General features: G+C 71.6%; 28 protein-coding genes and 1 pseudogene. 16 read left to right on the top strand and 13 right to left on the bottom strand.

Annotated features, from left to right (window positions below; translation table 11 throughout):
- Nucleotides 1-39: 39 nt before the first annotated feature.
- The 3 genes from J7E86_RS08390 (at nucleotide 40) to J7E86_RS08380 (ending at nucleotide 2697) form a co-directional block, all read left to right on the top strand.
- Nucleotides 40-1326, top strand: a complete 1287-nt coding sequence (locus J7E86_RS08390) for a pyroglutamyl peptidase (RefSeq protein WP_215080898.1) — start codon at nucleotides 40-42, stop codon at nucleotides 1324-1326.
- Nucleotides 1327-1333: 7 nt separating this feature from the next.
- Nucleotides 1334-2059 (top strand): carbon-nitrogen hydrolase family protein, encoded by a 726-nt coding sequence (locus tag J7E86_RS08385; RefSeq protein WP_215080897.1) that lies wholly within the window; start codon nucleotides 1334-1336, stop codon nucleotides 2057-2059.
- 92 nt (nucleotides 2060-2151) lie between these two features.
- Nucleotides 2152-2697, top strand: a complete 546-nt coding sequence (locus J7E86_RS08380; protein ID WP_215080896.1) for a class I SAM-dependent methyltransferase — start codon at nucleotides 2152-2154, stop codon at nucleotides 2695-2697.
- Between the two features lie 26 nt (nucleotides 2698-2723).
- Here the strand turns inward: J7E86_RS08380 and J7E86_RS08375 are convergent, their stop codons facing one another.
- The 3 genes from J7E86_RS08375 to J7E86_RS08365 all read right to left on the bottom strand — a co-directional run bounded on the left by J7E86_RS08375 (nucleotide 2724) and on the right by J7E86_RS08365 (nucleotide 5158).
- Nucleotides 2724-3506 (bottom strand): EI24 domain-containing protein, encoded by a 783-nt coding sequence (locus J7E86_RS08375; RefSeq protein WP_215080895.1) that lies wholly within the window; start codon nucleotides 3504-3506, stop codon nucleotides 2724-2726.
- Nucleotides 3507-3594: 88 nt separating this feature from the next.
- A complete protein-coding gene (locus J7E86_RS08370) occupies nucleotides 3595-4023 on the bottom strand; it encodes an organic hydroperoxide resistance protein (RefSeq protein WP_215080894.1) in 429 nt (142 codons plus the stop codon).
- Nucleotides 4024-4138: 115 nt separating this feature from the next.
- Complete coding sequence (locus J7E86_RS08365; RefSeq protein ID WP_215080893.1) at nucleotides 4139-5158, bottom strand: NADP-dependent oxidoreductase; 1020 nt, start codon at nucleotides 5156-5158, stop codon at nucleotides 4139-4141.
- An 87-nt stretch (nucleotides 5159-5245) separates the two neighbouring features.
- On the opposite strand from J7E86_RS08365, the gene J7E86_RS08360 reads away from it, so the two are divergent.
- Nucleotides 5246-5668, top strand: coding sequence for a MarR family winged helix-turn-helix transcriptional regulator (locus J7E86_RS08360; protein ID WP_215080892.1), 423 nt, complete (start codon nucleotides 5246-5248; stop codon nucleotides 5666-5668).
- A gap of 410 nt (nucleotides 5669-6078) precedes the next feature.
- Here the strand turns inward: J7E86_RS08360 and J7E86_RS08355 are convergent, their stop codons facing one another.
- Nucleotides 6079-6594, bottom strand: a complete 516-nt coding sequence (locus J7E86_RS08355) for an isochorismatase family protein (protein ID WP_215080891.1) — start codon at nucleotides 6592-6594, stop codon at nucleotides 6079-6081.
- A gap of 311 nt (nucleotides 6595-6905) precedes the next feature.
- Here J7E86_RS08355 and J7E86_RS08350 point away from each other — a divergent pair, with 311 nt between their 5' ends.
- Both J7E86_RS08350 and J7E86_RS08345 read left to right on the top strand, forming a co-directional pair.
- Entirely contained in the window at nucleotides 6906-7505 is a 600-nt protein-coding gene (locus tag J7E86_RS08350) for a hypothetical protein (protein ID WP_374223776.1), read from the top strand.
- Between the two features lie 358 nt (nucleotides 7506-7863).
- Entirely contained in the window at nucleotides 7864-8418 is a 555-nt protein-coding gene (locus J7E86_RS08345) for a sortase domain-bontaining protein (protein WP_215080889.1), read from the top strand.
- Between the two features lie 47 nt (nucleotides 8419-8465).
- On the opposite strand, the gene J7E86_RS08340 is transcribed toward J7E86_RS08345, so the two are convergent.
- The 3 genes from J7E86_RS08340 to trxA all read right to left on the bottom strand — a co-directional run bounded on the left by J7E86_RS08340 (nucleotide 8466) and on the right by trxA (nucleotide 10028).
- Nucleotides 8466-8891: an OsmC family peroxiredoxin gene (locus tag J7E86_RS08340; RefSeq protein WP_215080888.1), complete on the bottom strand. Its 426-nt coding sequence runs from the start codon at nucleotides 8889-8891 to the stop codon at nucleotides 8466-8468.
- A 146-nt stretch (nucleotides 8892-9037) separates the two neighbouring features.
- On the bottom strand, nucleotides 9038-9634 hold the full coding sequence (locus tag J7E86_RS08335; RefSeq protein ID WP_215080887.1) for a histidine phosphatase family protein: 597 nt from the start codon (nucleotides 9632-9634) through the stop codon (nucleotides 9038-9040).
- A complete protein-coding gene (gene trxA / locus J7E86_RS08330) occupies nucleotides 9627-10028 on the bottom strand; it encodes a thioredoxin (protein ID WP_215080886.1) in 402 nt (133 codons plus the stop codon). Before trxA ends, J7E86_RS08335 begins: the two co-directional genes overlap by 8 nt.
- Nucleotides 10029-10403: 375 nt before the next feature.
- On the opposite strand from trxA, the gene J7E86_RS08325 reads away from it, so the two are divergent.
- From J7E86_RS08325 to J7E86_RS08315, 3 genes are all read left to right on the top strand, one after another.
- Nucleotides 10404-11885: an MFS transporter gene (locus J7E86_RS08325; RefSeq protein ID WP_215080885.1), complete on the top strand. Its 1482-nt coding sequence runs from the start codon at nucleotides 10404-10406 to the stop codon at nucleotides 11883-11885.
- 124 nt (nucleotides 11886-12009) lie between these two features.
- A complete protein-coding gene (locus J7E86_RS08320) occupies nucleotides 12010-12501 on the top strand; it encodes a cupin domain-containing protein (RefSeq protein WP_215080884.1) in 492 nt (163 codons plus the stop codon).
- A 185-nt stretch (nucleotides 12502-12686) separates the two neighbouring features.
- The gene (locus J7E86_RS08315; protein WP_215080883.1) at nucleotides 12687-13181 is read left to right on the top strand and encodes a MarR family winged helix-turn-helix transcriptional regulator; all 495 of its coding nucleotides are present in this window, start codon (nucleotides 12687-12689) and stop codon (nucleotides 13179-13181) included.
- A 62-nt stretch (nucleotides 13182-13243) separates the two neighbouring features.
- On the opposite strand, the gene J7E86_RS08310 is transcribed toward J7E86_RS08315, so the two are convergent.
- Entirely contained in the window at nucleotides 13244-13909 is a 666-nt protein-coding gene (locus tag J7E86_RS08310; RefSeq protein ID WP_215080882.1) for a class I SAM-dependent methyltransferase, read from the bottom strand.
- 325 nt (nucleotides 13910-14234) lie between these two features.
- Between J7E86_RS08310 and crcB (J7E86_RS08305) the strand changes: the two genes are divergently transcribed.
- The 4 genes from crcB (J7E86_RS08305) (at nucleotide 14235) to J7E86_RS08290 (ending at nucleotide 16242) form a co-directional block, all read left to right on the top strand.
- A complete protein-coding gene (gene crcB / locus J7E86_RS08305) occupies nucleotides 14235-14675 on the top strand; it encodes a fluoride efflux transporter CrcB (protein ID WP_308312525.1) in 441 nt (146 codons plus the stop codon).
- The gene (locus J7E86_RS08300; RefSeq protein WP_215080880.1) at nucleotides 14672-15025 is read left to right on the top strand and encodes a DUF190 domain-containing protein; all 354 of its coding nucleotides are present in this window, start codon (nucleotides 14672-14674) and stop codon (nucleotides 15023-15025) included. The genes crcB (J7E86_RS08305) and J7E86_RS08300 overlap by 4 nt, the downstream gene beginning before the upstream one ends.
- Nucleotides 15022-15396 carry a fluoride efflux transporter CrcB gene (gene crcB / locus J7E86_RS08295; RefSeq protein ID WP_215080879.1) on the top strand — a complete coding sequence of 125 codons (375 nt, stop codon included), beginning with the start codon at nucleotides 15022-15024 and terminating at the stop codon, nucleotides 15394-15396. Before J7E86_RS08300 ends, crcB (J7E86_RS08295) begins: the two co-directional genes overlap by 4 nt.
- 192 nt (nucleotides 15397-15588) lie before the next feature.
- A complete protein-coding gene (locus J7E86_RS08290) occupies nucleotides 15589-16242 on the top strand; it encodes a phosphatase PAP2 family protein (protein WP_215080878.1) in 654 nt (217 codons plus the stop codon).
- A 530-nt stretch (nucleotides 16243-16772) separates the two neighbouring features.
- Here the strand turns inward: J7E86_RS08290 and J7E86_RS08285 are convergent.
- The 5 genes and pseudogenes from J7E86_RS08285 to J7E86_RS08265 all read right to left on the bottom strand — a co-directional run bounded on the left by J7E86_RS08285 (nucleotide 16773) and on the right by J7E86_RS08265 (nucleotide 19839).
- A complete protein-coding gene (locus J7E86_RS08285) occupies nucleotides 16773-17324 on the bottom strand; it encodes an NUDIX domain-containing protein (protein WP_308312516.1) in 552 nt (183 codons plus the stop codon).
- A pseudogene (locus J7E86_RS08280) lies at nucleotides 17321-18443 on the bottom strand (adenosylhomocysteinase). The gene J7E86_RS08285 and the pseudogene J7E86_RS08280 overlap by 4 nt, the downstream one beginning before the upstream one ends.
- 57 nt (nucleotides 18444-18500) lie before the next feature.
- A complete protein-coding gene (locus J7E86_RS08275) occupies nucleotides 18501-18983 on the bottom strand; it encodes a hypothetical protein (protein ID WP_215080876.1) in 483 nt (160 codons plus the stop codon).
- Nucleotides 18977-19405 (bottom strand): ATP-binding protein, encoded by a 429-nt coding sequence (locus J7E86_RS08270; protein ID WP_215080875.1) that lies wholly within the window; start codon nucleotides 19403-19405, stop codon nucleotides 18977-18979. Before J7E86_RS08270 ends, J7E86_RS08275 begins: the two co-directional genes overlap by 7 nt.
- The gene (locus J7E86_RS08265) at nucleotides 19402-19839 is read right to left on the bottom strand and encodes a hypothetical protein (RefSeq protein WP_215080874.1); all 438 of its coding nucleotides are present in this window, start codon (nucleotides 19837-19839) and stop codon (nucleotides 19402-19404) included. The genes J7E86_RS08270 and J7E86_RS08265 overlap by 4 nt, the downstream gene beginning before the upstream one ends.
- Nucleotides 19840-20026: 187 nt before the next feature.
- Between J7E86_RS08265 and J7E86_RS08260 the strand changes: the two genes are divergently transcribed.
- The 3 genes from J7E86_RS08260 to J7E86_RS08250 are packed head-to-tail and all read left to right on the top strand — an operon-like array spanning nucleotide 20027 to nucleotide 22632.
- Nucleotides 20027-21124 carry a DNA-binding transcriptional regulator gene (locus J7E86_RS08260; RefSeq protein ID WP_215080873.1) on the top strand — a complete coding sequence of 366 codons (1098 nt, stop codon included), beginning with the start codon at nucleotides 20027-20029 and terminating at the stop codon, nucleotides 21122-21124.
- Nucleotides 21125-21140: 16 nt separating this feature from the next.
- Nucleotides 21141-21809, top strand: coding sequence for a YdcF family protein (locus J7E86_RS08255; RefSeq protein WP_215080872.1), 669 nt, complete (start codon nucleotides 21141-21143; stop codon nucleotides 21807-21809).
- Complete coding sequence (locus J7E86_RS08250; protein ID WP_215080871.1) at nucleotides 21751-22632, top strand: WbqC family protein; 882 nt, start codon at nucleotides 21751-21753, stop codon at nucleotides 22630-22632. The genes J7E86_RS08255 and J7E86_RS08250 overlap by 59 nt, the downstream gene beginning before the upstream one ends.
- Nucleotides 22633-22789: the final 157 nt, after the last annotated feature.

Raw genomic sequence — 22789 nt, 5'->3', positions numbered from 1 at the left:
CATGGTCACACAGTGGTTTCCTTCTGGCTCATGAGACTCATGAGACCTGCGGAAAGATTCTGGATATCGCTGGGCGCGTCGCTCGTCGCGTGCGCCGCCCTGTTCCCCGCTCCCGCCTGGGCCGGCGCCCCCGCCCCGGCCACAACGGATGGGCCCACCGTCGAGGAGCAGCGCCTCTCCGGGCCCGTACCCGGCGAGATCCTCCGGCGCAGCGGTTTCGACGAGGTCGCCCCCGGCTTCGCGCGTGCCCTGGACCGTACGCGCACCGCTCCGCAGGCCGAGCGGCTGGCCGTCGCCGAGGGGCGGCGGCTGTGGCGGCGGGCGGTGGACCGGGCGCAGGGCCGGGGGCCGGACGGCGGGGACCTGAGCCGGGACGACGACCGGCCGCTGTACTGGGCGCGGCTGGGCATGACGCGCGCCGTGCGCGAGTGGAAACCGGGCTTCGAGTTGTCCGAAAAGCAGCGGTCCGCCCTGATCGCGGCGGTCGAGCGCTCCTCCCGGGGCCAGGATTCCATCGAGCTGCCCGCCGGGCAGCGGGTGAAGCGGGTACTGATCACCGGCTTCGACCCGTTCCAGCTCGACGCCGACGCCCGCCGGTCGAACCCCTCCGGCGCGGCCGCGCTCGCGCTCGACGGGACGACCGTCCAGACGCCCGCCGGGCCCGCGCGCGTCGAGGCCGCCGTGTTCCCCGTGCGCTGGGAGGACTTCGCGCAGGGGACCGTCGAGCGGACCCTGCTGCCGCACCTGCGGCCCGGGCCGCGCCGCGTGGACCTGTTCACGACCATCAGCCAGGGCCGCCCCGGCCGTTTCGACGTCGAGCGCACCAACGGCGCCTGGCGCGGCGGCTATCCGGACAACGCGCGCGTCTCCCGCACGGAGACCGTGCCCGTGCCGCCCGGCGTGCCGACCGTCCACCCGCAGCCGCAGTGGACGTCCACCACCCTCCCGTACGCCGCGATCGTCGCCGCGCGGACCGGCCCGTACACCGTCCACGACAACACCGCCGTCACCGAGATCCCGGCGGGGGCCACGGAGCCCGTCGACCGGCCGGACGGGCCGACCCCGGGCTCGACCGCGCGGGAGGGCGGCGGGGGCGACTACCTCTCCAACGAGATCGCCTACCGCGCCACCCTCCTGCGGGACGCGGTGCGCGCGCCGGTGCCCGGCGGCCATCTGCACACGCCGGTGCTGGCGTTCGGCGACGGCAACGCCGATCCGGCGACGGGGCAGGTCAGCGACCCGGAGTTCGTGGCGAACCGGCTCGCGATCACCGCGCAGGTGCGGTCGGTGATCACGGTGGCCGTGGGCGCCGGACAGCGGTCATGATGACCGCATGATCATCGCAGCAGCGCAGTTCACCGCCCGGCCCCGCGACATCGGGGCCAACGCGGCCCGGATGGCCGGGCTCGTCACCGAGGCCGGCGGGCGGGGCGTCTCCCTCGTCGTCTTCCCCGAGCTCGCCCTCCCCGGCTACGAGCTCGACGCCGTCGCGGACGGCCGGAACGGTCTGACCACCGAGCCGGACGACCCCCGCCTGGCCCCGGTCCGCGACGCCTGCCGGACGGCGGGCGTCGCGGCGGTGGTCAACTGCGCGGGGCGCACGGAGGCGGGACCGACGATCAGCTCGTACGTCTACGGGCCGGACGGCGTCCTGCTCACGCGCTACGACAAGCGGCACGTGACGGAGACCGAGCTGGCGGCCGGCTTCGTTGCGGGCACGGCCGACGGCCGGTTCACGCTCGGCGGCGTCCGCTTCGGGCTCGCCATCTGCTTCGACGCCCACTTCCCCGACCTGACGGCGCGGGCCGCCGCCGACGGGTGCGCGGTGCTGCTGGCGAGCTCGCTGTACGGGCGGGGCGGCGGCGCGCGGGAACGGATGGAGATCTTCCCCGCGCTGGCCAAGGAAAACGGCGTCCACGTGCTGCTCGCCAACCACTGCGGCCCGGCCGGCCCGTACGACGCCTGTGGGCTGAGCGCGGTCTGGGCCCCGGACGGCACGATGCTCGCGGAGGGCCCGGACACGGAGGCCGGGCTGGTGACGGCGAACGTCCTGGGCTGACGGGCGTCGGGGGGGGCGGGTCCGGGTCGGCAGGTCCGCCCATCCGCCCCTTCACCGTTACACCAGGGGGTGGCACGGGGGAGGGATCCCTCATGCCCAGAACCCCCGTCGGCTGCTACGCCTTCATCAGCCACCGCCTCATCAGGGCCGCCCTGGGCGACAGCCCCTCCCGCGACGTCCGCTGGATCACCCCTGTGGCCGGCATGCGCTGCGCCGAGATCGGCAGCGGCGGCGGCTACTACACCACCGCCCTGGCCGCCCGCCTGGGGCCCGGCAGCCTCCTCGTGGCCGTGGATCCCGCCGCCCACGACCCCCGTGCCCGGCGCGGAACGGGACCGGGCGCGGCGACCGCCCACATCGCAGGCGACGGCTGCGCCCTGCCCTTCGCGTCCGCGAGCCTCGACGCCTTGTTGTACAGCTACAGCCTGGAGGAGATGCCCGACCCGCACGCGGCTCTGGCGGAGGCCGGGCGCGTACTGCGCCCGGGAGGGCAGCTCGCGCTGTTCCTGTGGCGCCCCTTGATGCGGCGCCGCGGCCTCACGTCCCTGCGCGCCCTCGGGAGCCGGGACGGCGGGTTCGTCCTCCTGCGGGCCCATCGCGGGCCGCAGAATCTGCGCCTCGCCTACCGGAAGAGGTGACCGGACCAGACCGCCCGGTGAGTCCCTTACGACCTGTCGAAGGCCCCGGCGTCCTCCACCGGCTCCGGTGCCGCCTCGCCCGTCAGGTCCCGTACGAGCAGCGTCGCGCCCGCGACGGCACCCGGCATGACGAACACCGCGACGAGCGGCACCAGGAAGAGCAGGGTCAGCGGCACCCCGAAGCCCAGGGCGAGCAGCTTGCGGGAGCGCAGCATCCGCAGCCGCTCGCGCAGCGGGACGCCGCGGCGCTGGAGGGCGACGGCGGTGAGTTCCTCGGTGAGGAAGAAGCCGGAGATGCAGAAGCCGATCGCCGGGATGACGGTCTGCCCGACGACGGGCACGAAACCGAGGGCGAAGAGGAGGACGCCCCACAGCGCCACGCGGCACAGCACCGCGAGGCTCTCCCGGGCGGAGATCCACAGCTCGCGCCAGAGCGGCAGCCCGGACTCGGGGACCGTGCCGCCCTCGGCGCGGTCGACCCGCTCGGACAGCTCCTCGTAGAAGGGCTGGCCGACCAGCAGGGTCACGGCGGTGAAGGAGATGAGCGCGAGCAGCAGGCCGCCGCCGAAGAGCAGGGCGGTCAGCGCGCCACGGAAGATGCCGAGCCAGGGCGAGGCCCAGTCGTCGGCGAAGGGGGTGGCCCAGTCGATGACGTTGTCGGCCCGGAAGAACAGGACGACGAAGGCGGCCGCGTACCCGGCGAACGTGAGCAGCCCGGGGAGCAGTCCGAAGCCCCATTGCCGCCGGTTGCGCCCCACCCATCGCTGGCCTTTGGCCAGGTAGGTCATGCCCGCCATCAGATCTCGCATGGCGTGAAGAGTAGCGTCGGGCCGCCCGGGCGTGTCGCGGGGCGGCGTCGCCCGACGCCGCCCCGCGAACCCCTGTGGGGGACTGCCGTCAGTTGACGGTCAGCGCGACCTCGATGTTGCCGCGGGTGGCGTTGGAGTACGGGCAGACCTGGTGGGCCTTCTCGACGAGGGCGAGGGCCGTGTCCTTGTCGACGTTCGGGATGGTGGCCGAGAGGGCGACCTTGATGCCGAAGCCGCCGTTGGGGAGTTTGCCCAGGCCGACCTCGGCCGTCACGGTCGAGCCGGAGATGTCGGCCTTCTCCTGGCGGGCGACGACGCCGAGGGCGCCCTGGAAGCAGGCGCTGTAGCCGGCGGCGAAGAGCTGCTCGGGGTTGGTGCCGGCGCCGCTGCCGCCGAGCTCCTTCGGCGGGTTGACGACGACGTCGAGCTTGCCGTCGTCGCTGGCGACGCGGCCGTCACGGCCGTTCTCGGCGGTGGCGACGGCGGTGTAGAGGACCTCTATGGGCTGTATGGACATGCGGGTTCCTTGGAGTGGTGTCGGGAGGGTGTGGCGGCGCAGGGGGCGGCGGCGACCGGCGCCCGGGGTGCCCCGGGCGCCGGTCGGGAGGCCGTCAGTCGTCAGTCACCAGTCGTCAGTCGCCGAGGGAGACGATCATCTTGCCGGTGTTCTCGCCGCGGAGCAGGCCGAGGAACGCGTCGACCGCGTGGTCGATGCCCTTGACGACGGTCTCGCGGTACTTCAGCTCTCCGGACCGCACCCAGGCCCCGACCTCGCCCACGAACTGCTGCTGAAGGTGGCGGTGGTCGGCGACGAGCATGCCCTGGATGCGCAGCCGCTTGCCGATGACGGAGGTGAGGTTGCGCGGGGCGGGGGTCGGCTCGGTCGCGTTGTACTGCGCGATCATGCCGCAGACGGTGACCCGGCCGTGCAGCTTGAGGGAGTCGATGGCGGCTTCGAGGTGGTCGCCGCCGACGTTGTCGAAGTAGACGTCGATGCCGTCGGGGGCGGCCTCGCGGAGCTGCTCGGTGACCGGGCCGTTCTTGTAGTTGAAGGCGGCGTCGAAGCCGTACTCCTCCACCAGGAGCCTGACCTTTTCGTCCGAGCCCGCGCTGCCGATGACGCGCGAGGCGCCCTTGAGCTTGGCGATCTGGCCGACCTCGCTGCCGACGGCACCGGCGGCGCCGGAGACGAAGACGGCGTCGCCCTCCTTGAAGGAGGCGACCTCCAGCAGACCGGCGTAGGCGGTCAGGCCCGGCATGCCGAGCACGCCGAGGTAGGTCGACAGCGGGGCGACGTTCTCGTCGACCTTGACGGCGCCCTTGGCGTCGAGCAGCGCGTACTCGCGCCAGCCGAGGCCGTGCAGGACGTGGTCGCCGGGCCGGAACGCGTCGGAGCGGGAGGAGACGACCTCGCCGACCGCGCCGCCCAGCATGGGCTGGTCGAGCTCGTACGGGGGCAGGTAGGACTTGGCGTCGTTCATCCGGCCGCGCATGTACGGGTCGACCGAGAGGTGGATATTGCGCACCAGGATCTGGCCCTCGCCGGGCTCAGAGATCTCCGTCTCGCGCAGGGCGAAGTCCTCGGGCTTCGGCCAGCCGTGCGGGCGGGCGACGAGATGCCATTCACGGCCGGTGGTGGGCGTTGCGGACATGGAACGCAGCCTCCTAATGGTTCAGCAACTGAAACAACCATGCGCCTCGATATTTCATGTTGTCAAGCAACCGGGTAACCTGACGTCATGGTCCCTCGAACCGATGCCCTGACCCGTGAAGTGGTCGACCTCATCGCGAATGTCGTGGCGCGCTACCACGAGGAATACGAGGAGGCTGCCGGCAAGCACTCCCTCACCGGAGCCCAGGCGAAGGTGCTGGCCCTGCTGTCGCTGGAGCCGATGCCGATGCGGCGCATCGCCCAGCAGCTCAAGTGCGAGCCGTCCAACGTCACCGGCATCGTCGACCGCCTGGAGGCCCGCGGCCTGGTCGAACGCCGCCCGGACGCCGACGACCGCCGCGTGAAGCTCGCGGCGGCCACGACGGACGGCAAACTCACGGCGGCCCGCCTGCGGGAGTCACTGGACTTCGCACGCGAGCCCTTGGCGGGGTTGTCGGCGCAGGAACGGACGGTGCTGCGGGATCTGCTGCGGCGAATGCTTGCGGGCTGACGCCCGGCGGGACGGGGGCCGTGTCCGACGGATCTTCGGCCGCGGGCCGTCTTTGCCGCCTGCGGCGGTGGGCGCGGTGTCCTCAACGCCGGAGGGCTTGAATCCGGCCGGGCTCAGCCACTTCAGCGTCCGGCGCTTGAGTACACCGCCGCGCAGCGGTGGTGCGCACGACACGGCCCAGAGGCGGCGTCCGACGGATCTTCGGCCGCGGGCCGTCATTGCCGCCTGCGGCGGCGGGCGCCCTGCGGGCGCGTCCTCAATCGCCGGACGGGCTTGATTTCGCTGGGCTCAGCCACAATCAAGCCCGTCCGGCGCTTGAGGACACCACCGCGCAGCGGTGGTGCGCACGACACGGCCCGCAGCCGCCCGATCACACGACCCACCGGACACGGGCCCGGTCGCCACCCCCGCTACGCCGGAAAGCGGAGCCCCGACGCGCTGACCACCGTGCCCAGGCGCGGCATGTCCAGCGTCACCGACGCCCGGTGCTCCTCCGCCGTCAGGGCGCTCATCGCGTCCTCGACGAAGACCAGCTCGTAGCCGTGGTCCGCGGCCGCGCGGGCGGTCGACTCCACGCCCAGGTTCGTGGCGACGCCGCCGAGGACGAGGGTCCGTACGCCGTGCTCCCGCAATCGCTCGTCCAGATCCGTGCCGTGGAACGCGCCGACGGTCCGCTTGACGACCTCGATGTCGCCCGGCTCGGCGATCCCGGCGAGCAGCCCGCTGCCCGGCGGCTGCTCCGCCACACCCGGCCGCTCCACCCGCACCACGACGACCGGCGCGCCCGCCTTGCGGAAGGACCGCGCCAACTCCCCCGCCGTACGGGCCACTTCGTCGCCGTCCCGGGGCGCGAGAGGCAGCGCGACCATGCGCTCCATCAGGTCGATCAGTACCAGGGCGGTGCGACGCGGGTCGATTTCCGTCATGACCAGACCGTATCGGGCGCGCGTGGGGCGTGGGAGGCGTGCGGGCCGCCGCACGGCCGCCGGGAGGTAAAGCTTGCGCGACGGGCGGCGGAACGGCCCGCGCGTACAAGCCGGTTCGTCACCGCCGTACCGGACGGTCCGCGGCGCGGGCGGTGAAGTGGAACCGACCTGCCGTCAGCAACACGGCGCCGGCGAACACTTCGCCACGGACGCAGCCACCAGGTCGCCGCGTCGTTGCGCTGGGCGGCCATCACGGCAGCTGTCCGGTTCCTCGCGTCTTCTTCTCCGCCGAGCGCCACGCGTGCGCCACGATGACCCTCATGACTCACGCGCCCCAGCCCGAACCCGAGCCCTTCGGTCCCCTGGAGTTCCAGCTCGTCCTGCTGCGGCGGATGGCCGATCACCAGCCGGGGCCGGTCGAGGACGCCCTGCGCGAGCTGGGGGCCGACCGGGCCGCGATGCGCGAGGCCAATCGCCGCTGGCAGGCCATGCTGCACTCGCCGCGCCGGCGCGGGGCCGGCGCGCGCTACCGCTCGGTCCTCGGGCCGCCCGAGACCTCCGGGGCGCGCCGGGTGGGCGACCTGAGCTTCGAAGCCGCGTCCTGGCGGGTGCCGCTCTGGCCGGACCTGCGGTTCGAGGTGCTGGCCGCGCCGGGCGGCGCGGTGTGGAACGAATGGCTGGTCCGGGCTCCCGGCGCGGCCGGCCCCGAGCTGCGGACGGTCGAGGACCTGCGGCCGTGGTGTTGCACGGTCGACGAGGTGGCGCGCGCCTTCGCGCCCGCCCGGCCGATGGAGGGGACGGCACCGACGCGCTGGGGGCTGGCGTTCACGGCCCCGGACGCGGACGGGGTGCGCGGCGAGTACGTGGCGGAGTTCACCTGGGGGCTGTTCCAGCGCCTGCTCCGCCCGTAGGCCGTGTCCGGCGGATCTTCGGCTGCGGGCCGGCTTTGCCGCCTGGTCGCCTGCGGCGGGCGGGCCGTCTTTGCCGCCTGCGGCGGCGGGCGCCCTGCGGGCGCGTCCTCAATCTCCCCCAGCTACCGCTGGGAGGTGCCCCCAGACAGGCTTGATTTCGCTGAGCTCAGCCGCTTTCAGCCTGTTGGGGGCACCCCCGGCGATAGCTGGGGATCCACCGGACACGGCCCAGCACTGCCCCGGCGCCCGCGCCGTCTCATCCTTCAGGCGTATACGGAACTGGCCATTCACCCGATGCAGGGGCCCGGCCGCGCACCTAGCGTGGGCGGGACTTTCTCCCCTTCCCGGACGGATACCGATGCCCCGCTTCCCTGTGATCGCCTTCCTTGCCCTGGCCGCCGCGCTCGTGACCGGCTGCTCGCTCGGCAGCGGCGGCTCGCTCGGCGGCGACGACTCCCGGGCCGTCGGCACCCCCGCCTCGGCCGAGGAGCCGTCCCGGATCTCCATCCCGTCCCTCGGCGTCGACAGCGCCCTGCTGCGCCTGGGCTCGAAGAGCGACGGCACCGCGCAGCTGCCGCCGGCGGAGAAGGGCACGACGGCCGGCTGGTACACCGGCGGCGCCAAGCCGGGCAGGCCCGGCGCGGCCGTCATCATCGGGCACGCCGACGCCCCCGACGGCCAGGCCGTCTTCCACGGCCTGCGCGAGCTGGGCCGGGGCGCCGCGATCGACGTGAAGCGGGGCGACGGCAAGATCCTGCACTTCACCGTGACGGACACGGAGGAGGTCGACAAGAGCGCGTTCCCGCGGCGGAAGGTCTACGGGCCGACGTCGGAGCCGGTGCTGCGCCTGGTCACCTGCGCGGAGGGCGTCCCCGACCGGAACCTCATCGTCTACGCGGCACTGCAGAAATGAGTGAGGCCGGGGGCACCGCCCCCGGCCTCGTGACCCTACGGGCCGGCTCAGACCAGCTCGGCCGTCAGCGTGATCGTCGTACCGGTCAGGGCCTGGCTGACCGGGCAGTTCTTCTTGGCGTCCTCGGCCGCCGCGGCGAAGCCGGCGTCGTCCAGGCCGGGCACCTCGGCACGGACGGTGAGGTGGATGCCGGTGATGCCCTCGCCCGGCTGGAAGGTGACGTCGGCCTTGGTCTCCAGGCGGGTGGGGGGCGTGCCGGCGCCGGTCAGGCCGTGCGAGAGCGCCATGGAGTAGCAGCTGGAGTGGGCGCCCGCGATCAGCTCCTCGGGGCTGGTCTTGCCATTGGCCTGCTCGGCGCGGGCCGGCCAGGAGACGGGGTAATCCCCGATGCCGGAGGAGTCGAAGGTGACGGTTCCGCTGCCCTTGAGCAGTTCGCCTTCCCAGACGGTGTGCGCGGTGCGGGTCGTGGCCACGATGGCATCCCTCCACTGAAAGAAACGGTTCATACCGTTCATACGGTTCACATGAGGACCGGGGGCGGTCTTCGTACCGCACCCGATCATCGGCCGGTCACGGCACCGGGCCCGGTTCCGACACGCTCGGCGCGACCCCGGCGGGGTCAGGCCGAGGGCAGGTTCCAGGCCACGAGCGCGGGTCGCCCGTGTTCGGTGCCGATCCGGCTGACAGTAGCGGTGTCGAGCCGGAAGAGGGCACCCGCGGTGGGCGGCAGTCCGAGCCTGCGTGCCGTCAGCACCCGCAGGAAGTGGGCGTGCGCCACGAGCACCACGTCCGGGCCGTCCGCCTCGCGCAGCCACGGCGCGACCCGGTCCAGCACCCGGTCGGCACGGGCGCCGACCTGGCCGGCGGTCTCCCCCGGGTGTCCCTCGGCTCCGGGCACGACGCCGTCGTCCCACAGATACCAGTCGGGCCGGGTGCGGTGGATCTCGGCGGTCGCTATTCCCTCGTAGCCGCCGTAGTCCCACTCCCGCAGATCGGGGTCGGCCTCGGGGTCCAGCCCGGCCAGCTCGGCGGTGCGCAGCGCCCGCTTCAGCGGGCTGGCCAGTACGTGGCCGATGCGGCGGCCCGCGAGGAGCGGCCGCAGCGCTTCCGCCTGTCGCTCGCCGTGCTCGGTGAGGGGGATGTCGGTGAGCCCGGTGTGCCGCCCGGTGCGGCTCCACTCGGTCTCGCCGTGCCGGATCAGCAGCAGCTCACTCACCGGCGGGCCGCTCTCCACCCTCGGCCTTGGCCTGCTCCTCGGCGACGGAGGCGCGCACCTCGTCCATGTCCAGCGCGCGGGCCTGCTGGATGACGTCCTCCAGCGCGGCCTCGGGCAGCGCGCCGGGCTGGGCGAACACCGCGATGTTGTCCCGCACGATCATCAGCGTGGGGATCGACTGGATCTGGAACGCGGAGGCCAGCTCGGGCTGCGCCTCGGTGTCGACCTTGGCGAAGACGAGGTCGTCGTGCCGCCCGGCGGCACCCTCGTAGACCGGCGCGAACTGCCGGCACGGACCGCACCACTCGGCCCAGAAGTCGATGAGCACGAACCCGCTGCCGGAGACGATCTCGTCGAAGTTGTCCTTGGTGAGCTCCACCGTGCTGCTGCTCATTGTGCGGCTCCTGCTTCCGGTCGTGCGGTCGGGTGGCCCAGCAGCGCCAACAGGGCATGACCGGGCCGTATTCCTTTTCCTTGTGAGCATCAGCCTGCCCAGCCCCGGAAGACCAAACGCCCCACCGCAAAGTTCCCGGGCGGGGCGCCGCAGGACCGGGTCGGGCGTGCGGTGCGCTCGCCGCAGGGGGTCACGAGGACGCCGAGGTGGTGCCGGACAGCGGGCGCCGGTCGCACCCCTTCGCGCCGGTTCGTGTCGGTTGCCGAACACTTCGGTAACCGATGTAATCTCGGGATCGGAGGGCAGCGCGTGGCCGACGAGCCACCAAGGTGCCGATCCCACCCCGACGGGCTGCCCGGCAGGAGGGAGGGTCAGATGCCCGGTGACGCGACGCGAGCCGGTGACGTGAAGCGAGAGCGAATACGCCTGCGCATACGCGCCCGGTTGCCCGAGACCCTGGTGCGGGAGCGCCGGCGGCCCGAACGCATACGCACCTATGCCGGCGCCTGGCGGCTGGCCGTCGCCACCGTGTGCTTCGGGGCCTTCATGGGCCAGCTCGACGCCAGCATCGTCACCCTCACCTACCCCGGCCTGCGTGCGGAGTTCCACGCCTCACTGGCCGCCGTCAGCTGGGTCTCGCTCGCCTATCTCCTCACCCTCACCGCCCTGCTGCTGCCCGTGGGCCGGTTCTCGGATGCCCACGGCCGCAAACTGCTCTACCTCTACGGCTTCGTCGTCTTCACAGCCGCCTCCGGGTCCTGCGCACTCGCCTCATCCCTCTCCGCGCTGATCGCCCTGCGCATCGCCCAGGCCACGGGCGCCGCGATGATGCAGGCCAACAGCGTCGCCCTCGTGGCCACCAGCGCGCCCCCGGGACGTATGAGGCTCGCCCTCGGGACCCAGGCGGCCGCCCAGGCGCTCGGACTCGCACTGGGACCCCTGGTCGGCGGCGCGCTCGTCTCCACCCTGGGCTGGCGCTGGATCTTCGCCCTGAACGTGCCCGTAGGGCTTCTCACCATGACGGCCGGTCATTTCCTGCTGCCCCGCACCCGTGCCCACCACCGCACGCGGAGCTTCGACTGGCCAGGGCTCGCGCTCCTGGCCGCCACCACGACCGGGGCGTTGCTCGCCCTGTCCGTGCTGTCCCGTCCGGCCGTCTCCCCCTGGTGGGCGGCTGCCCTGTTCATCGTGGCCGTCGGCACGGGCTGGGCGTTCACCCTGCGCCAACGCCATGCCCTGTGCCCCCTCGTCAGCCCCGGCCTGTTCCGCGGTCCGGCCGTCTCCTTCGGCCTGGTCGGAGCCCTGTGCGGCTATCTGGTGCTCTTCGGCCCCCTCGTGCTCGTCCCTCTCGTGTTCGCCGCGCACGGGTCGTCCGCACTGAGTGCCGGGCTGATCCTCACCGCGCTCCCGGCGGGCTTCGCGCTCGCGGCCGCGTCCGCCGAACGGATCCTGCCGGCCGTCTGGAGCGAACGGGCCCGCTGCGTCCTGGGCGCGGCGGTGAGTACCGGCGCCCTGGCCGTCATGCTCGTCGTTCCCGTGAACGCCGCTTGGCTGCCGCCGGCCCTCGCGCTGCTCGGCCTGGGGCTGGGCGTCTTCATCCCCGCCAACAACGCCCTCGTCATGGCCGCCATCCCCGTGCGCTCCTCCGGAACCGGCGGCGGACTGGTCAACATGGCCCGCGGCCTGGGCACCGCGCTCGGCGTCGCCCTCGTCACCCTCACCCTCCAACTCCCCGGCGACGCTGACCGGCCGGACGGCCCCCGCTACGCCGTCATGGCGTTGTTCATCGCCTCCCTGGTCACCCTCGCCACCACCAGCCGCAACGCATTCCACAAGCCCACGCCCACCATCGGCTGAGCACCACCGGGGCGCGTACCGACCGTGACCTCGACGCGTCCAGTGCTGTGACCGCGAAGGTTCACCGGATCCTTGCCGGGGGCTCACTCGCGGCGGAGGAGGACGGCGGGGCCACAATGCAGCCATGACTGATCAGGCCCGGATCCCCGCCCGCCCGCTTCTGCGCCGCCCCCAGGACGGCGAACTCATCGACGTCGCCGGTGTCGAGCACTTCTTCCGGCTCACCGCCGAACACACCGGCGGGCACTTCTCCTTCGAGGAGTTCAGCCTCGCCCCCGGCACCATCGGCGCCAGGCCACACGTGCACGACGGACACGACGAGTACTTCTACGTTCTGGAGGGCGAGCTGATACTCCACACCGGGGACGGCGAGGTGACAGCCGGCCCCGGGGACCTGCTCGCCGCCACCCGTGGCACCCCGCACGGCTTCCGCAACGCGGGCCCGGTCCCCGCACGCGCCCTGTGCCTCTACACTCCCGCCGGCTACGAAAACTACTTCCGCGACGTCCACGCCGCCGTGAGCGCCGGGGCCGAGGCGACCGACGAGCTCCTGGCCGAGTTCCGCAGCCGTTACGGCACCAGCTCCTACCAGGCCGCCTCGGACGCGCCGCGGTAGCCCGCCCGTTCGGGCCGCGACCGCGGACACCCCCCGGGCTCGTGGTCGGAGCGGACCGTGTGAGGGGCTGCTGCCGGTGCTCGCGAGCCCCGGCCCGGACACGTCTCGCCCCCAGCCGGCATGCCCGTCGCCAACGCGGGTACCGACCCGGCGAACCTCCGCGTCCACCCCACTAGAGTGACCCCATGTCACCGCAGCCAGGGCCCGGGCGACCGACGGCCCCTCAAGCCGCCGGCGCCCCGGACGCCCGGCTTCTGACCGAGGCCGTCACCCGGCTGCGGCGGGCCCTGCGCTCCTCGATCCGCACGGACTACCCGTGGGAGACCCTGCCCATGGCCCAGGTCGAACTGCTCCAGACCCTGGCCGAACACGCCCCGGCCAGGGTCGGCGACATCGCCGCCCGCCAACGCCTGGCCGTCAGCACCGTCAGCGGCCTGATCGGCCAGATGATGACCGCGGGACTGGTCACCCGCACGGTCGACCCCCGCGACCGCCGGGCGTCCGCCGTCACCCTCACCGACGCGGGCCGCGACCAGCTGGCGGCCTGGAACGACGCCCACGAACGCCGCTTGTGCGAGGCGCTTCGGTCACTGACCGAGGAAGACCGGTCCGCCCTCCGCACGGCCCTGCCCGCCCTGCTCCACATCGCCGACCTCCTCGACCCCGACCGCACCTCCTGAGCCGGCCTTCACTCCTCCATCGCCGTCGACGGTGATGTCCGCAGCCGGTATCCCGCTCGCCCTCATCGGGGCAGCACCTGGGTGACACGCCAGAGGCGGCGCGGCAGTTCACCCTCCTCGAAGGCGTGGACCTCCTCCAGCTTCCATTCGCCGGCGAGGGCGTCGACGAGGTCGCGAGGGAAGAAGTGCACGGCGAAGCCGCCGTGTTCACAGATGTCGTCGCCGCGTGCGATGCCGGCGCCGTAGTGGGCGTCGCCGGTGTGGCGGACGGTGAAGACGAACACTCCGCCGGGCCGCAGGACGCGGCGGACCTCGTCCACCAGGGTGTGGATCTCCTTGGTGGACAGGGCCATGCACAGCAGCATGTGCGCGAAGACCGCGTCGACGGAGTCGTCCGGCAGCGGCAGCGGCTCGCGCACGTCGTGCGCCACGGTGGTCACCCGCTGGTCGACGCCATGGACACGGGCGGCGTCCCGCAACTGCTCCAGGCCGACGGGGCTGAAGTCGGTGGCCCGGACGGTGAAGCCCTCACGGGCGAAGTACAGGGCGTCGCGGCCGTGCCCGGCGCCCAGCTCGAGGACGTCCCTCGCCCCGCTCGCCCGGAACACCCGGGCAGCGTGGACGGCCGGCGCGGAGGGCTGCTCTCCGTACATGCCCGGGTGGGCGGTGTAGGTGTCCTGCCAATGCCGCCGCTGCGCGTCCGCCAGGTCCCGCTCGCTGTCCGTCACGGCGTGCGCCTCCCTTCGCCCACCGGCCGAAAGGCCAGGTCGCCGGCCAGCCTAAGGGCGGCCGACGCACGGGGCCGGCCTCGGTGGGCCTCCCCGAAGTGGGCGGAGGCGCACGACCAGCGATACTCTGGCCGTCAGCGGTGGCCTTACGGGCTACCGCGCGGCGGTGGGGCTCGCCGTACCCGAACCGCAGCACCTCTGCTGCCAACAGTCCCTACTTGCGATCAAGCGTGCCCGTTTTTCCGTGCGGGCGCCCGGCGAGTAGGGAGACGTGTACGTGGGAACACCTTGGGCCCGGGCGGTGCGAGAGCCCGTCGATCCGGACATCGAACCGTCGGCGCGGGAGCGCCGGCGGGCGTCACGGCGGCGGGACCAGCTGCCGATCGTCTGCGCGGTCTCCCTCGGTGGCGGGCTCGGAGCCGCTGCCCGCTATGGAGCGTCCCTGTTGTGGCCGACCGCTCCCGGCGCCTTCCCCTGGACAACGCTGATCGTCAACGTGATCGGTTGCGCGGTCATCGGCGTGTTCCTGGTAGTGATCACAGAGGTGTGGGCGGCTCACCGACTGGTGCGGCCCTTCTTCGGCACCGGTGTCCTGGGCGGCTTCACGACGTTCTCCACCTATGCGGTGGACATCCAGCATCTGGTCGATCGCGGGCGCGCCGCGACCGGCCTCGCGTATCTCGGGCTCACGCTGCTGTCCGCTCTGGCGGCGGTGTGGGCGACGGCCGCGCTGACCCGGCGCGTGATCGAGTGGAGGGCACGATGACCCGGCTGAACGGCAGCTCCCTGCGCCTGACGATCTTCGTCGGGGAGAACGACACCTGGCATCACCGGCCTCTGTTCACCGAGATCGTCCACCGGGCCCACAAGGCAGGGCTGGCGGGGGCGAGCGTCTTCAAGGGCATCGAGGGGTTCGGGGCGTCTTCGCTGATCCACACCGCGCGGCTGCTGTCGCTGAGCGAGGACCTGCCCGTGGCGATCGTCATCGTGGACACCGAGGAACGGGTCCGGGCCTTCCTGCCGCAGCTGGACGAGCTGGTGGGCGAGGGTCTGGTCATCCTCGACGAGGTGGAGGTCATCCGCTACGTCGGCCGCAAGAAGAAGGAGAAGGCGTGAGCTGGCTGCTGGTGGTCATGGGCGCGATGGCCGGAGCGCCGCTGCGCTATCTCACGGACCGGGCGGTGCAGAAGCGGCACGACACCGTCTTCCCGTGGGGTACCTTCACCGTCAATGTCGTCGGCTGCCTGGTGCTCGGGCTGGTCACCGGGGCGGTGACGGCAGGGGCGGCGTCCTCCCATGTCCAGCTCCTGGTCGGCACGGGCCTGTGCGGGGCGTTGACGACCTATTCCACGTTCTCCTACGAGACGCTGCGGCTGGCCGAGGACGGGTCGCGCTTCTTCGCCACGGCCAACGCGCTGGGGAGCGTGGTCGCCGGTCTCGGCGCGGCCTTCGCCGGGGTCGCCGCGGCGCAGGCGCTGTGGGGATGACCGAACAGCCGCCGGTTCCGGCGCTGTGGGGGTCCGTGGCGCCGCGCCCCAGGGCCGCCGCCGCCTGACCGGATCATCCACCCACCGGAACCCGCCGCACCACCGCGCGAGCCTCCGCCACGCCGAACCCGCGCCTTCCGAACCGCTGTTTCCCGAACCACTGTTTCCCGAACCACCGGAGAGCTGCCCCCGATGACGACTTCCTCCACCCTCGGCGCGCACGGCCTGGACGGCGCTGCGATCGACGGCGACTGGTACACCTCGGTCACCGATTTCGCCCGGCACACGCACTGGCTGAACGGCACCGCGTTCGCTTACACCAGCTACGGCGTCGCGCTCTTCGCCGTGTTCCTGCTGGCCGGGTGGTGGCTCGCCCGTCGTCACGATGCCCGCACCATGGCCGCCGCCCTGTTCGCGCCGGTGTCGGTCGTCCTGTCGTACCTGGTGAACGACGGCATCAAGTCGGTCTTCGAGGAGCCACGTCCGTGCCGGGCGCTGCCGCACGACTTCCTCATCGAGCCGTGCCCGCCGACCAGCGACTTCGCCTTCCCCAGCAACCACACCACCGTCGCCTTCGCGGTCGCCGCCGCGCTGTTCTTCGTCAACCGGCGCCTGGCCGCCGTCACCGCCCTCGCCGCTGTGCTGATGGGCGCTTCCCGCGTCTACGTCGGCGCCCACTACCCGCACGACGTCATGGTCGCGGCCGTCGCCGGGTCCTGCACGGCCGTCATCACCGTGCTGCTCGCGCGCCGGTTCGGCGCTCCGCTGGTGACCAAGCTGCGCGACGGGGCGCTGGGGCCGTTGCTGAGCGTCCCCGCGCGGCCGAACCGGCACCGGGCGGCGTAGGGCCTGTCCGGCGGATCACGTGAGCGGGCGGCTGCCGAATCAAGCCCGTCTGGGGGCACCTCCCAGCGGTAGCTGGGGGAGATCGAGGACGCGCCCACAGGGCGCCCGCCGCCGCAGGCGGCAAAGCGGCCCACAGCCGAAGACCCGCCGGAGGCGGCCTAGTCTCCCGCGGATGCGCCGCGAAGCCCGGCACCATGCGTCATGCCGGGTGAGCGGCGCGGGCGGCTCGCCGGGGGGCACGGCTCCTCCTGGTCCCGACAACTCGGCCAGGGGCCGTCCGCGGATCTCCGCGGTTCACGGTGAGCCCCCATGACCGGCACACACCCGTGTGCCCTTCCAGCGTGCGCCGCCCGGCGCCGGGGGGGGGAACCCTGACCGCCCGGGGCCGGGCCGTACGGACAGCAGGCGCGGGCCCGGCCGACGGCCTACGCGGCTGCCGTCACACACTGGATGGCGGGCCCGTACAAAGGGGCATCAGAGTCCTGCTTGCGGCGCTCTCGTCGACCTCGTATGCCACCCCACTCGGCAAGTCAGGGGAGGGCAACGGCGACCCTCTGCCGCATGTGTCCGTCACCCATCGTGTCAATGTCACGCCATGCCGCGTCGGTCACTTCTTCAGCTTGGAGCTGACCCACCTCGGCTGTGGTTCGAAAGAGGAACCGAAAGTCGAAGTGCTGGTGCTCCGGCTCGCCTTTGGCGTCGCTGGCCGGGATGAGGTGGACGTCGATGTGGATCGGACAGTCGCTCATCGGCGTGACGGCATCGGAGGGGATGCCCGTCTCCTCGCTGAGTTCGCGCAGGGCTGCGTCCAGCAGCGTCTCGTCCTCGGCTTCCAGATGGCCGCCAGGCAGGAGCCAGGTGTCCAGGGCGAGGTGGTGGATGTGCAGGACGCGTCCGTCTTGCCCGGCCAGAATGGCGCCGGCCGTCGCGTGGCCGCGGAACTCCTTGCGGCTGGTGAGGTCGGCTCCAGCGTCCAGGAGGTCGGGGACGGGGGCGAGGGCGGGCCTCTCTTCGGGATGCTCATCGAGGTAGCTGCTGATGGTGGTGCGGATGTGGTCTGCCGTGATGGCCAAATCGATCACCTGTTGAAGTAGGAGAGCCAGGTCGCCGCGATAGCGGCTCGGTCGTTGGCGCTGACCTCGTGCATGCCGGGGGCGAGATCAGCGCGGGTGAGCATCCTGATCGCGGCCAGTATTTCGGCCTGGACCAGGAAGATGAACGGTCCGACGCTCGCGCCGTGCAGGAAGTTGACGGCGTTCCCGCCGTTGGCCAGGTAGAAGTAATGGCCAGTGGTCTGGTAGCGCGTGACGTGCTCGCCGGCCGCCGTGCGGGTGTAAACGTCCGGCAGGCCGTCCAGCTCCAGCTCGTCCTCGCTGCTGGTGACGGTGGCGACGTAGGCGCCGTTGCGCAGATGCGGGAAATCCTCGCCCTGTAGGGAGAGGGAGCCGGTCGCGCAGAGCACCAGCCCGGCGCCGGCCAGGGTGGCTTCGCGGTCGCGGGCGACAACGAAACCCTGAGAGAGGGCCTGGGTGCGGCGGACGGGGTCGATGTCGTAGACGATGACCTGGACGCCCTTGGCATGGAGCAGGCGAGCGATGGAGCTACCGAGCTTGCCGAAGCCGATCACCAAGGCAGGGCGGCCGTGGAGGATGTCCCCCTCGGGCGCGCATCACGGCTTCTGTGGAGAAGACGACGGACTGGCCGACGAGGAAGTCCTCGGGATCCTTCAGTGGCGAGCGAGCGACCGAAACGACGGGGCACGGCAGCTTGTCGACCTCGGCGTAGCGGCGGTGTCCGTTCTCGGTGTCTTCGATGACGCCGAGGACCTGACCGGAGTAGCGGCTGTGAAGCTCGCTGATGGTGGGGGTGAAGTAGCCGCCGACGTCCAGCAGGACGACACTCTCGCCGGGAGCCCGGGATTCGAGGTAGTTCAAGGCGGTGTCGGGGTCGGTGAAGAGCTCCCGTGAGAGCGTGTCGCAGGGGATGGCCTGCTCGACCTCGCGCTGCGCGACGGCGTTGACGGACTTCGGCTTGGGCAGCACGGCCCGCAGCCGGCTCATGGCCGCGACTGCACGGACGAATGCCGGGCGCTCGGCGAGCAAGTGCGTGACCAGGAACGACGTGGCCTGTTCGGCCGGGACGAACTGGGTGGCGACCTTTGCGAAGTAGGCGTCCAGCCGGGCACGTTCGAAGGGTTCCATGGCAGTTCCCTCTCAGTTGCAGTGCGTGGTGTCGTGCAGGGGTGGCCGGTAGTGGAGTCAGGGGGTACGAGCGAGGCCGAAGAGAAGTCGGCCGGCCGCCGGAGCAGCGTCGATGTATGCGTCGACTCGGGCGGCATCTGCGGACTGCGGCAACGGGTCCAGGCCCACGATCAGGACGGCTCTGCCCCGGCGGGCGAGGAGGCTGGTCCAGCCGGGATACATCGGCAGACGCAGGCCGTAGCGGGATCCATGGAACTTCAGCAATACCCGGTCGCCGACGACATGCAGGCGGCCATCAAGTTCCGGAAGGCTGCCACGAGAGCCGGCCAGTCCGCCGAGGCTGGCCGCGATGTGCCGCATCCGGGAGGCGATGGCCTCCGGGGCATCGCGGCCGCTGCGGCCGGGCGGGTGGGCCAGCAGGATGTGGGCAACGTCCTGCCCGACCGGATCGGTGCCGGACCAGGTCCAGGTGCTGAGCGAGACCAGCAAACATGGACCGGGCCCGGACAAGGGAGCGGGCGTCAGGGCGCGCGTCAGCATGACGTCTCCCGTGGAGCAGGTGCGATCTCGAAACGCGTCCAGACGATCTTTCCGGACGGCTGGCGGGGTTCGACGCACCACCCGGCAGAGAGTGCGGCGACCAGGCCCAGTCCGCGCCCTGAAAGGTCACCTTCATCCGCCTGGCGGCGCTCGGGCCAGAGGTGGTGATCGTCGTGCACTTCGAGGTGGACGTAGCGGTCGTCGGCGATGAGCCGGACCAGGAAGTTCTGATCAGTGCTGTGGTCGGTCCCGTGGACGACCGCGTTGGTCGCCAGCTCGGAGACACACAGCCGGACGTCGTCCGCGAGGGCGTCCAATCCCCAGGCGAGGAGGGACTTGTCGGTGAAGTCTCGGGCCCGGCCGACCGAGTCGGGCACCGAGTCGAAGGTTCGCTGGTCGATGTCGGGCAAGGTCAGCCTCATGACTCCGCCTCCAGGGCTGGTGCAGGGCCCCGCCCACGGTGCCGGGACAGGACGCCGGCCGGTCCGGAGAGCCCGTGGTGAGGTGGAGACGGCTTTTTGTCGCCTCGGACGAGCAACAGCCGGGCCCCGGCCGCTGCGATGCGTTTGCCTCGACCGGTGGCTATGGCCCGGGGGCCCAGGTGGGACATGGCGGGCAGCACGACACCGTAGGTGTCGGGCAGCTCCAGCACGTCCATCAGTCCGGTGAAAGCCCCCGAGGGCACGACAGTCGTGCACTCGGTGAAGACGCCGCACAACGACAGTTCGTGCTGGTGGCAGTACTCGGCCAGCGATGCCGACAGCGCGGCCTGCCGGGCGTCGGAGATGTTGATCAGCCGCAGAAAGCCATAGACGACCGGGCCGCTGACCCGACGGTGTTCGGTAAGGGGTTCCATCACGTGTGACCGTCCAAGAGCTCGGGGGCTGCAAAGGAGGCGGCCCGGGGCTGGGGCTTGGCCTGCCTCTTGCAGCGTCCTCGCTCACGAACGGCGACGAAATGACCTCGTGTTGCACTTGCGTTGTACTTCCGTCCCCCTGCATGAACCGACCGTGCTTGCATGAGCTCTCGGAAGGGAGCGACGCGTGGCGACCGTGCACCACTGGACCGGCCTGGAGGCCAGAGCCCTGCGTCTCGCGCTGCGAATGAGTGTCCGCGCGTTCGCCGGACACCTCGGTGTCGCCGTCCGGACCATCTCCAAGTGGGAAAAGCTCCTGGCTTCGATCGAGCCTCGTTCGGACACTCAGGCGATCTTGGACACCGCGCTCGCGAGGGCGGACGCGGCAGCGCATCTACGGTTCGAGACGTTCCTGTCCGAGGCCGACAAGCCGCTCGCAACAGGTCGACGGATCACCGCGGCAGGCCCCAGGGCATGGGAGTACGAATCGTGGACCGATGACCTGGACCGCATCGTTGTCGCCCTGAGCAGGCAGAACTTCTCTTTCGCCGACAGTCTGCTGGGCAGGTGGCTGTCCCGCTTCGCTACCCCGCAACTGGACGACAAGGGCCTGTACCTCCTCGCCCGCTCCACCGCCTTGTCAGGTGACCTCAAGCGCGACCAAGGGGCGGTGCTGGGGCCGCTGTCGGCCCAGCACGCGTACGCCGGAGCCCGCTCGATCTTCAGCCAGCTCGATATCCCCCGCCGCGTCGCCCAGCTCGACCTCTCGCTCGCAGTCGTCGCGGAGATGTCCGGTCGTCTGGAAACTGCCGCTCGCCAGTACGAGCGCCTCGCCGTCGACGACCGGCTTGCCCGCCGCGACCGCGCCCGGGCCCGCCTGTGGGTGGGAACCGCGCTGAGCAAAGACGGCAACCACGACTACGCGACCCGGGTCATGCTCGCCGCGACCCGCGACTTCGAAGACCTCGCCGAGCCCGACGACTGGTCGGTCGCCCATCAGAAGCTTGCCCTTGCCCACCGGGGCGCCGGCGACCTCGCCAGTGCCCTGCACTTCATCGACATCGCCCGGAGCACCGGCGCCACCGACTCGCCGATGCAGCGTGTGCGCCTGAACACCGCCCACGGACACATCCTGCTGTCCGACCCTGCCACCCGGGATGATGGGCTCCAGGCCCTCGACCTGGCTGCGAAGCTGGCCACGCGATGTGGCATGAGCCACCAGCTGAGCAGCATCGAGAGCATCCGGACCACGACCGCGGGGGCGGACGGCCCACGGCGGCGGTGACCAGGGAGAGACGCGAGTGAGCGACAACCAGCGGGCCATCACCGACGACCAGCGCCGGCATGCCAAGCTGATCTGGGACTACCACCAGATGCACCACAAAGCTCGGCCCTGCGACGCCGCGATCGGCCTGGGCAGCCACGACCTCGGGGTCCCCGCGTTCTGTGCCGAGCTGTATCGGGCCGGGCTGTTCCCCACACTCGTCTTCTCCGGCGGCTCCAACCCCACCGCCCCCGACCGCTTCCCGCGCGGCGAGGCCGTGCACTTCCGCGAGCACGCGCTCGCCCTCGGCGTGCCTGCGGAAGCAGTTCTGCTGGAGCCCAACGCCAGGAACACCGGGCAGAACATCACTCTCTCCCGCGATGTCCTGGCCGCCACCGGGATCGCTGTGAGGACCGTGCTGCTGGTCTCCATGCCCTACATGGAACGACGTGCCTGCGCCACCGCCCGCAAGGTGTGGCCCGAGGTCGAGGTGGTCTGTGCCTCGGCCCCACTGGAGTTCGACGACTACCTCAAGACGATCGGCGACGAACAGCTCGTCGTCGACCAGCTCGTCGGGGACCTGCAGCGGGTGATCGAGTATCCGAAGCTCGACTTCGCCATCGGGCAGGACGTCCCGGAGGACGTATATGCCGCGTACGAATCTCTCCTCGCAGCCGGCTTCGACAGCCGCCTCCTCAAGGTCTGAGCACCACGCCGGGGGCGGGCTGTGCGCCATCCACCAGCCCAACCTGTCCCCGCGGCTTCACACGCTGGCCAAGCTGTTCGCAGCGGACTTCTGGATCGTCCTGGACGACGTTCAGTTCGCCCGCCGCGACTACCAGCACCGGACCCGCCTGGCAGCTCTGAGTGATCCCCAGAGCCGCCAATGGCTGTCCATTCCCACGCACCTGCCGCGAGGCCGTCAGACGGTCCTCCGCGAGGCCCTGATGGCTGAGCCTGTGCGCTCAGGGCGACGGACCGCACGGATGGTTCAGTGGTACTACGGGGCCGGCCCCCACTGGCCCGTCCTGAGCGGTGAGCTCGAGAGGGTGCTCCGCCTGTTCACAGCGACCGACCGGACAGCGGTAGTGGCCGAGGCGTCCACCGTCCTTCTGCTGGATCTGCTCGGTTGGCAGGGACGAGTCCTTCACAGCAGCGACCTGCCGTCCCGACCGGAACGCTCGCAACGCCTCGCGGACCTCACACACGCGACCGGCTGCCATGGCTACCTGTGCGGGCCAGGAGGCATGAACTACCTCGATCACCAACCGTTCCTCGAACACCATCTGACGGTCACCGCTTTCGCGGCCCCCGAGCACGGAATCTGGGAGTCCAGCCGCGAGATCAGTGCGCTGTGGGCACTCATGCGGCATGGCCCCGACGCCGTGGGCACCAGCCTGACCCGGCTTGCGGTGACCACCGCGCCGCGAAGGCTTCCGAGCCCGAAGCCACCGGTCACGTCCGGCTTCGACGCGGCAATGACCGGGCTGGACGGAGCCCGGAAAACAGCCACAGAGGAAACGGGCTGACTTCCCGCCGGTGCCCTTGCCTGATCGTTGGCACAGTCACCGCTCCTCAAGCCTTCGGCCGGCCTCCATCATCCAAAGGCCGAGCGCAGCCAAGAGCGCGCTGATCTCGGACACCCGTACGAGCCTGCCGCTCGAGATCGACCTGGAGGCCGCCAGG

It is taken from the genome of Streptomyces sp. ISL-11 (assembly GCF_018614525.1).
Taxonomy (GTDB): domain Bacteria; phylum Actinomycetota; class Actinomycetes; order Streptomycetales; family Streptomycetaceae; genus Streptomyces.
Note: the sequence above shows the minus strand (reverse complement) of the source record. Positions and strands in the feature narration are given on the sequence as shown.

Bases quoted from the DNA above. Each gene is read 5' to 3' on its own strand.
- J7E86_RS08390 (WP_215080898.1), top strand. From the start codon at position 40: ATGAGACCTGCGGAAAGATTCTGGATATCGCTGGGCGCGTCGCTCGTC.
- J7E86_RS08385 (WP_215080897.1), top strand. From the start codon at position 1,334: ATGATCATCGCAGCAGCGCAGTTCACCGCCCGGCCCCGCGACATCGGG.
- J7E86_RS08380 (WP_215080896.1), top strand. From the start codon at position 2,152: ATGCCCAGAACCCCCGTCGGCTGCTACGCCTTCATCAGCCACCGCCTC.
- J7E86_RS08375 (WP_215080895.1), bottom strand. From the start codon at position 3,506: ATGCGAGATCTGATGGCGGGCATGACCTACCTGGCCAAAGGCCAGCGA.
- J7E86_RS08370 (WP_215080894.1), bottom strand. From the start codon at position 4,023: ATGTCCATACAGCCCATAGAGGTCCTCTACACCGCCGTCGCCACCGCC.
- J7E86_RS08365 (WP_215080893.1), bottom strand. From the start codon at position 5,158: ATGTCCGCAACGCCCACCACCGGCCGTGAATGGCATCTCGTCGCCCGC.
- J7E86_RS08360 (WP_215080892.1), top strand. From the start codon at position 5,246: ATGGTCCCTCGAACCGATGCCCTGACCCGTGAAGTGGTCGACCTCATC.
- J7E86_RS08355 (WP_215080891.1), bottom strand. From the start codon at position 6,594: ATGACGGAAATCGACCCGCGTCGCACCGCCCTGGTACTGATCGACCTG.
- J7E86_RS08350 (WP_374223776.1), top strand. From the start codon at position 6,906: ATGACCCTCATGACTCACGCGCCCCAGCCCGAACCCGAGCCCTTCGGT.
- J7E86_RS08345 (WP_215080889.1), top strand. From the start codon at position 7,864: ATGCCCCGCTTCCCTGTGATCGCCTTCCTTGCCCTGGCCGCCGCGCTC.
- trxA (WP_215080886.1), bottom strand. From the start codon at position 10,028: ATGAGCAGCAGCACGGTGGAGCTCACCAAGGACAACTTCGACGAGATC.
- J7E86_RS08325 (WP_215080885.1), top strand. From the start codon at position 10,404: ATGCCCGGTGACGCGACGCGAGCCGGTGACGTGAAGCGAGAGCGAATA.
- J7E86_RS08320 (WP_215080884.1), top strand. From the start codon at position 12,010: ATGACTGATCAGGCCCGGATCCCCGCCCGCCCGCTTCTGCGCCGCCCC.
- J7E86_RS08315 (WP_215080883.1), top strand. From the start codon at position 12,687: ATGTCACCGCAGCCAGGGCCCGGGCGACCGACGGCCCCTCAAGCCGCC.
- J7E86_RS08300 (WP_215080880.1), top strand. From the start codon at position 14,672: ATGACCCGGCTGAACGGCAGCTCCCTGCGCCTGACGATCTTCGTCGGG.
- J7E86_RS08290 (WP_215080878.1), top strand. From the start codon at position 15,589: ATGACGACTTCCTCCACCCTCGGCGCGCACGGCCTGGACGGCGCTGCG.
- J7E86_RS08275 (WP_215080876.1), bottom strand. From the start codon at position 18,983: ATGCTGACGCGCGCCCTGACGCCCGCTCCCTTGTCCGGGCCCGGTCCA.
- J7E86_RS08270 (WP_215080875.1), bottom strand. From the start codon at position 19,405: ATGAGGCTGACCTTGCCCGACATCGACCAGCGAACCTTCGACTCGGTG.
- J7E86_RS08265 (WP_215080874.1), bottom strand. From the start codon at position 19,839: ATGGAACCCCTTACCGAACACCGTCGGGTCAGCGGCCCGGTCGTCTAT.
- J7E86_RS08250 (WP_215080871.1), top strand. From the start codon at position 21,751: ATGCCGCGTACGAATCTCTCCTCGCAGCCGGCTTCGACAGCCGCCTCC.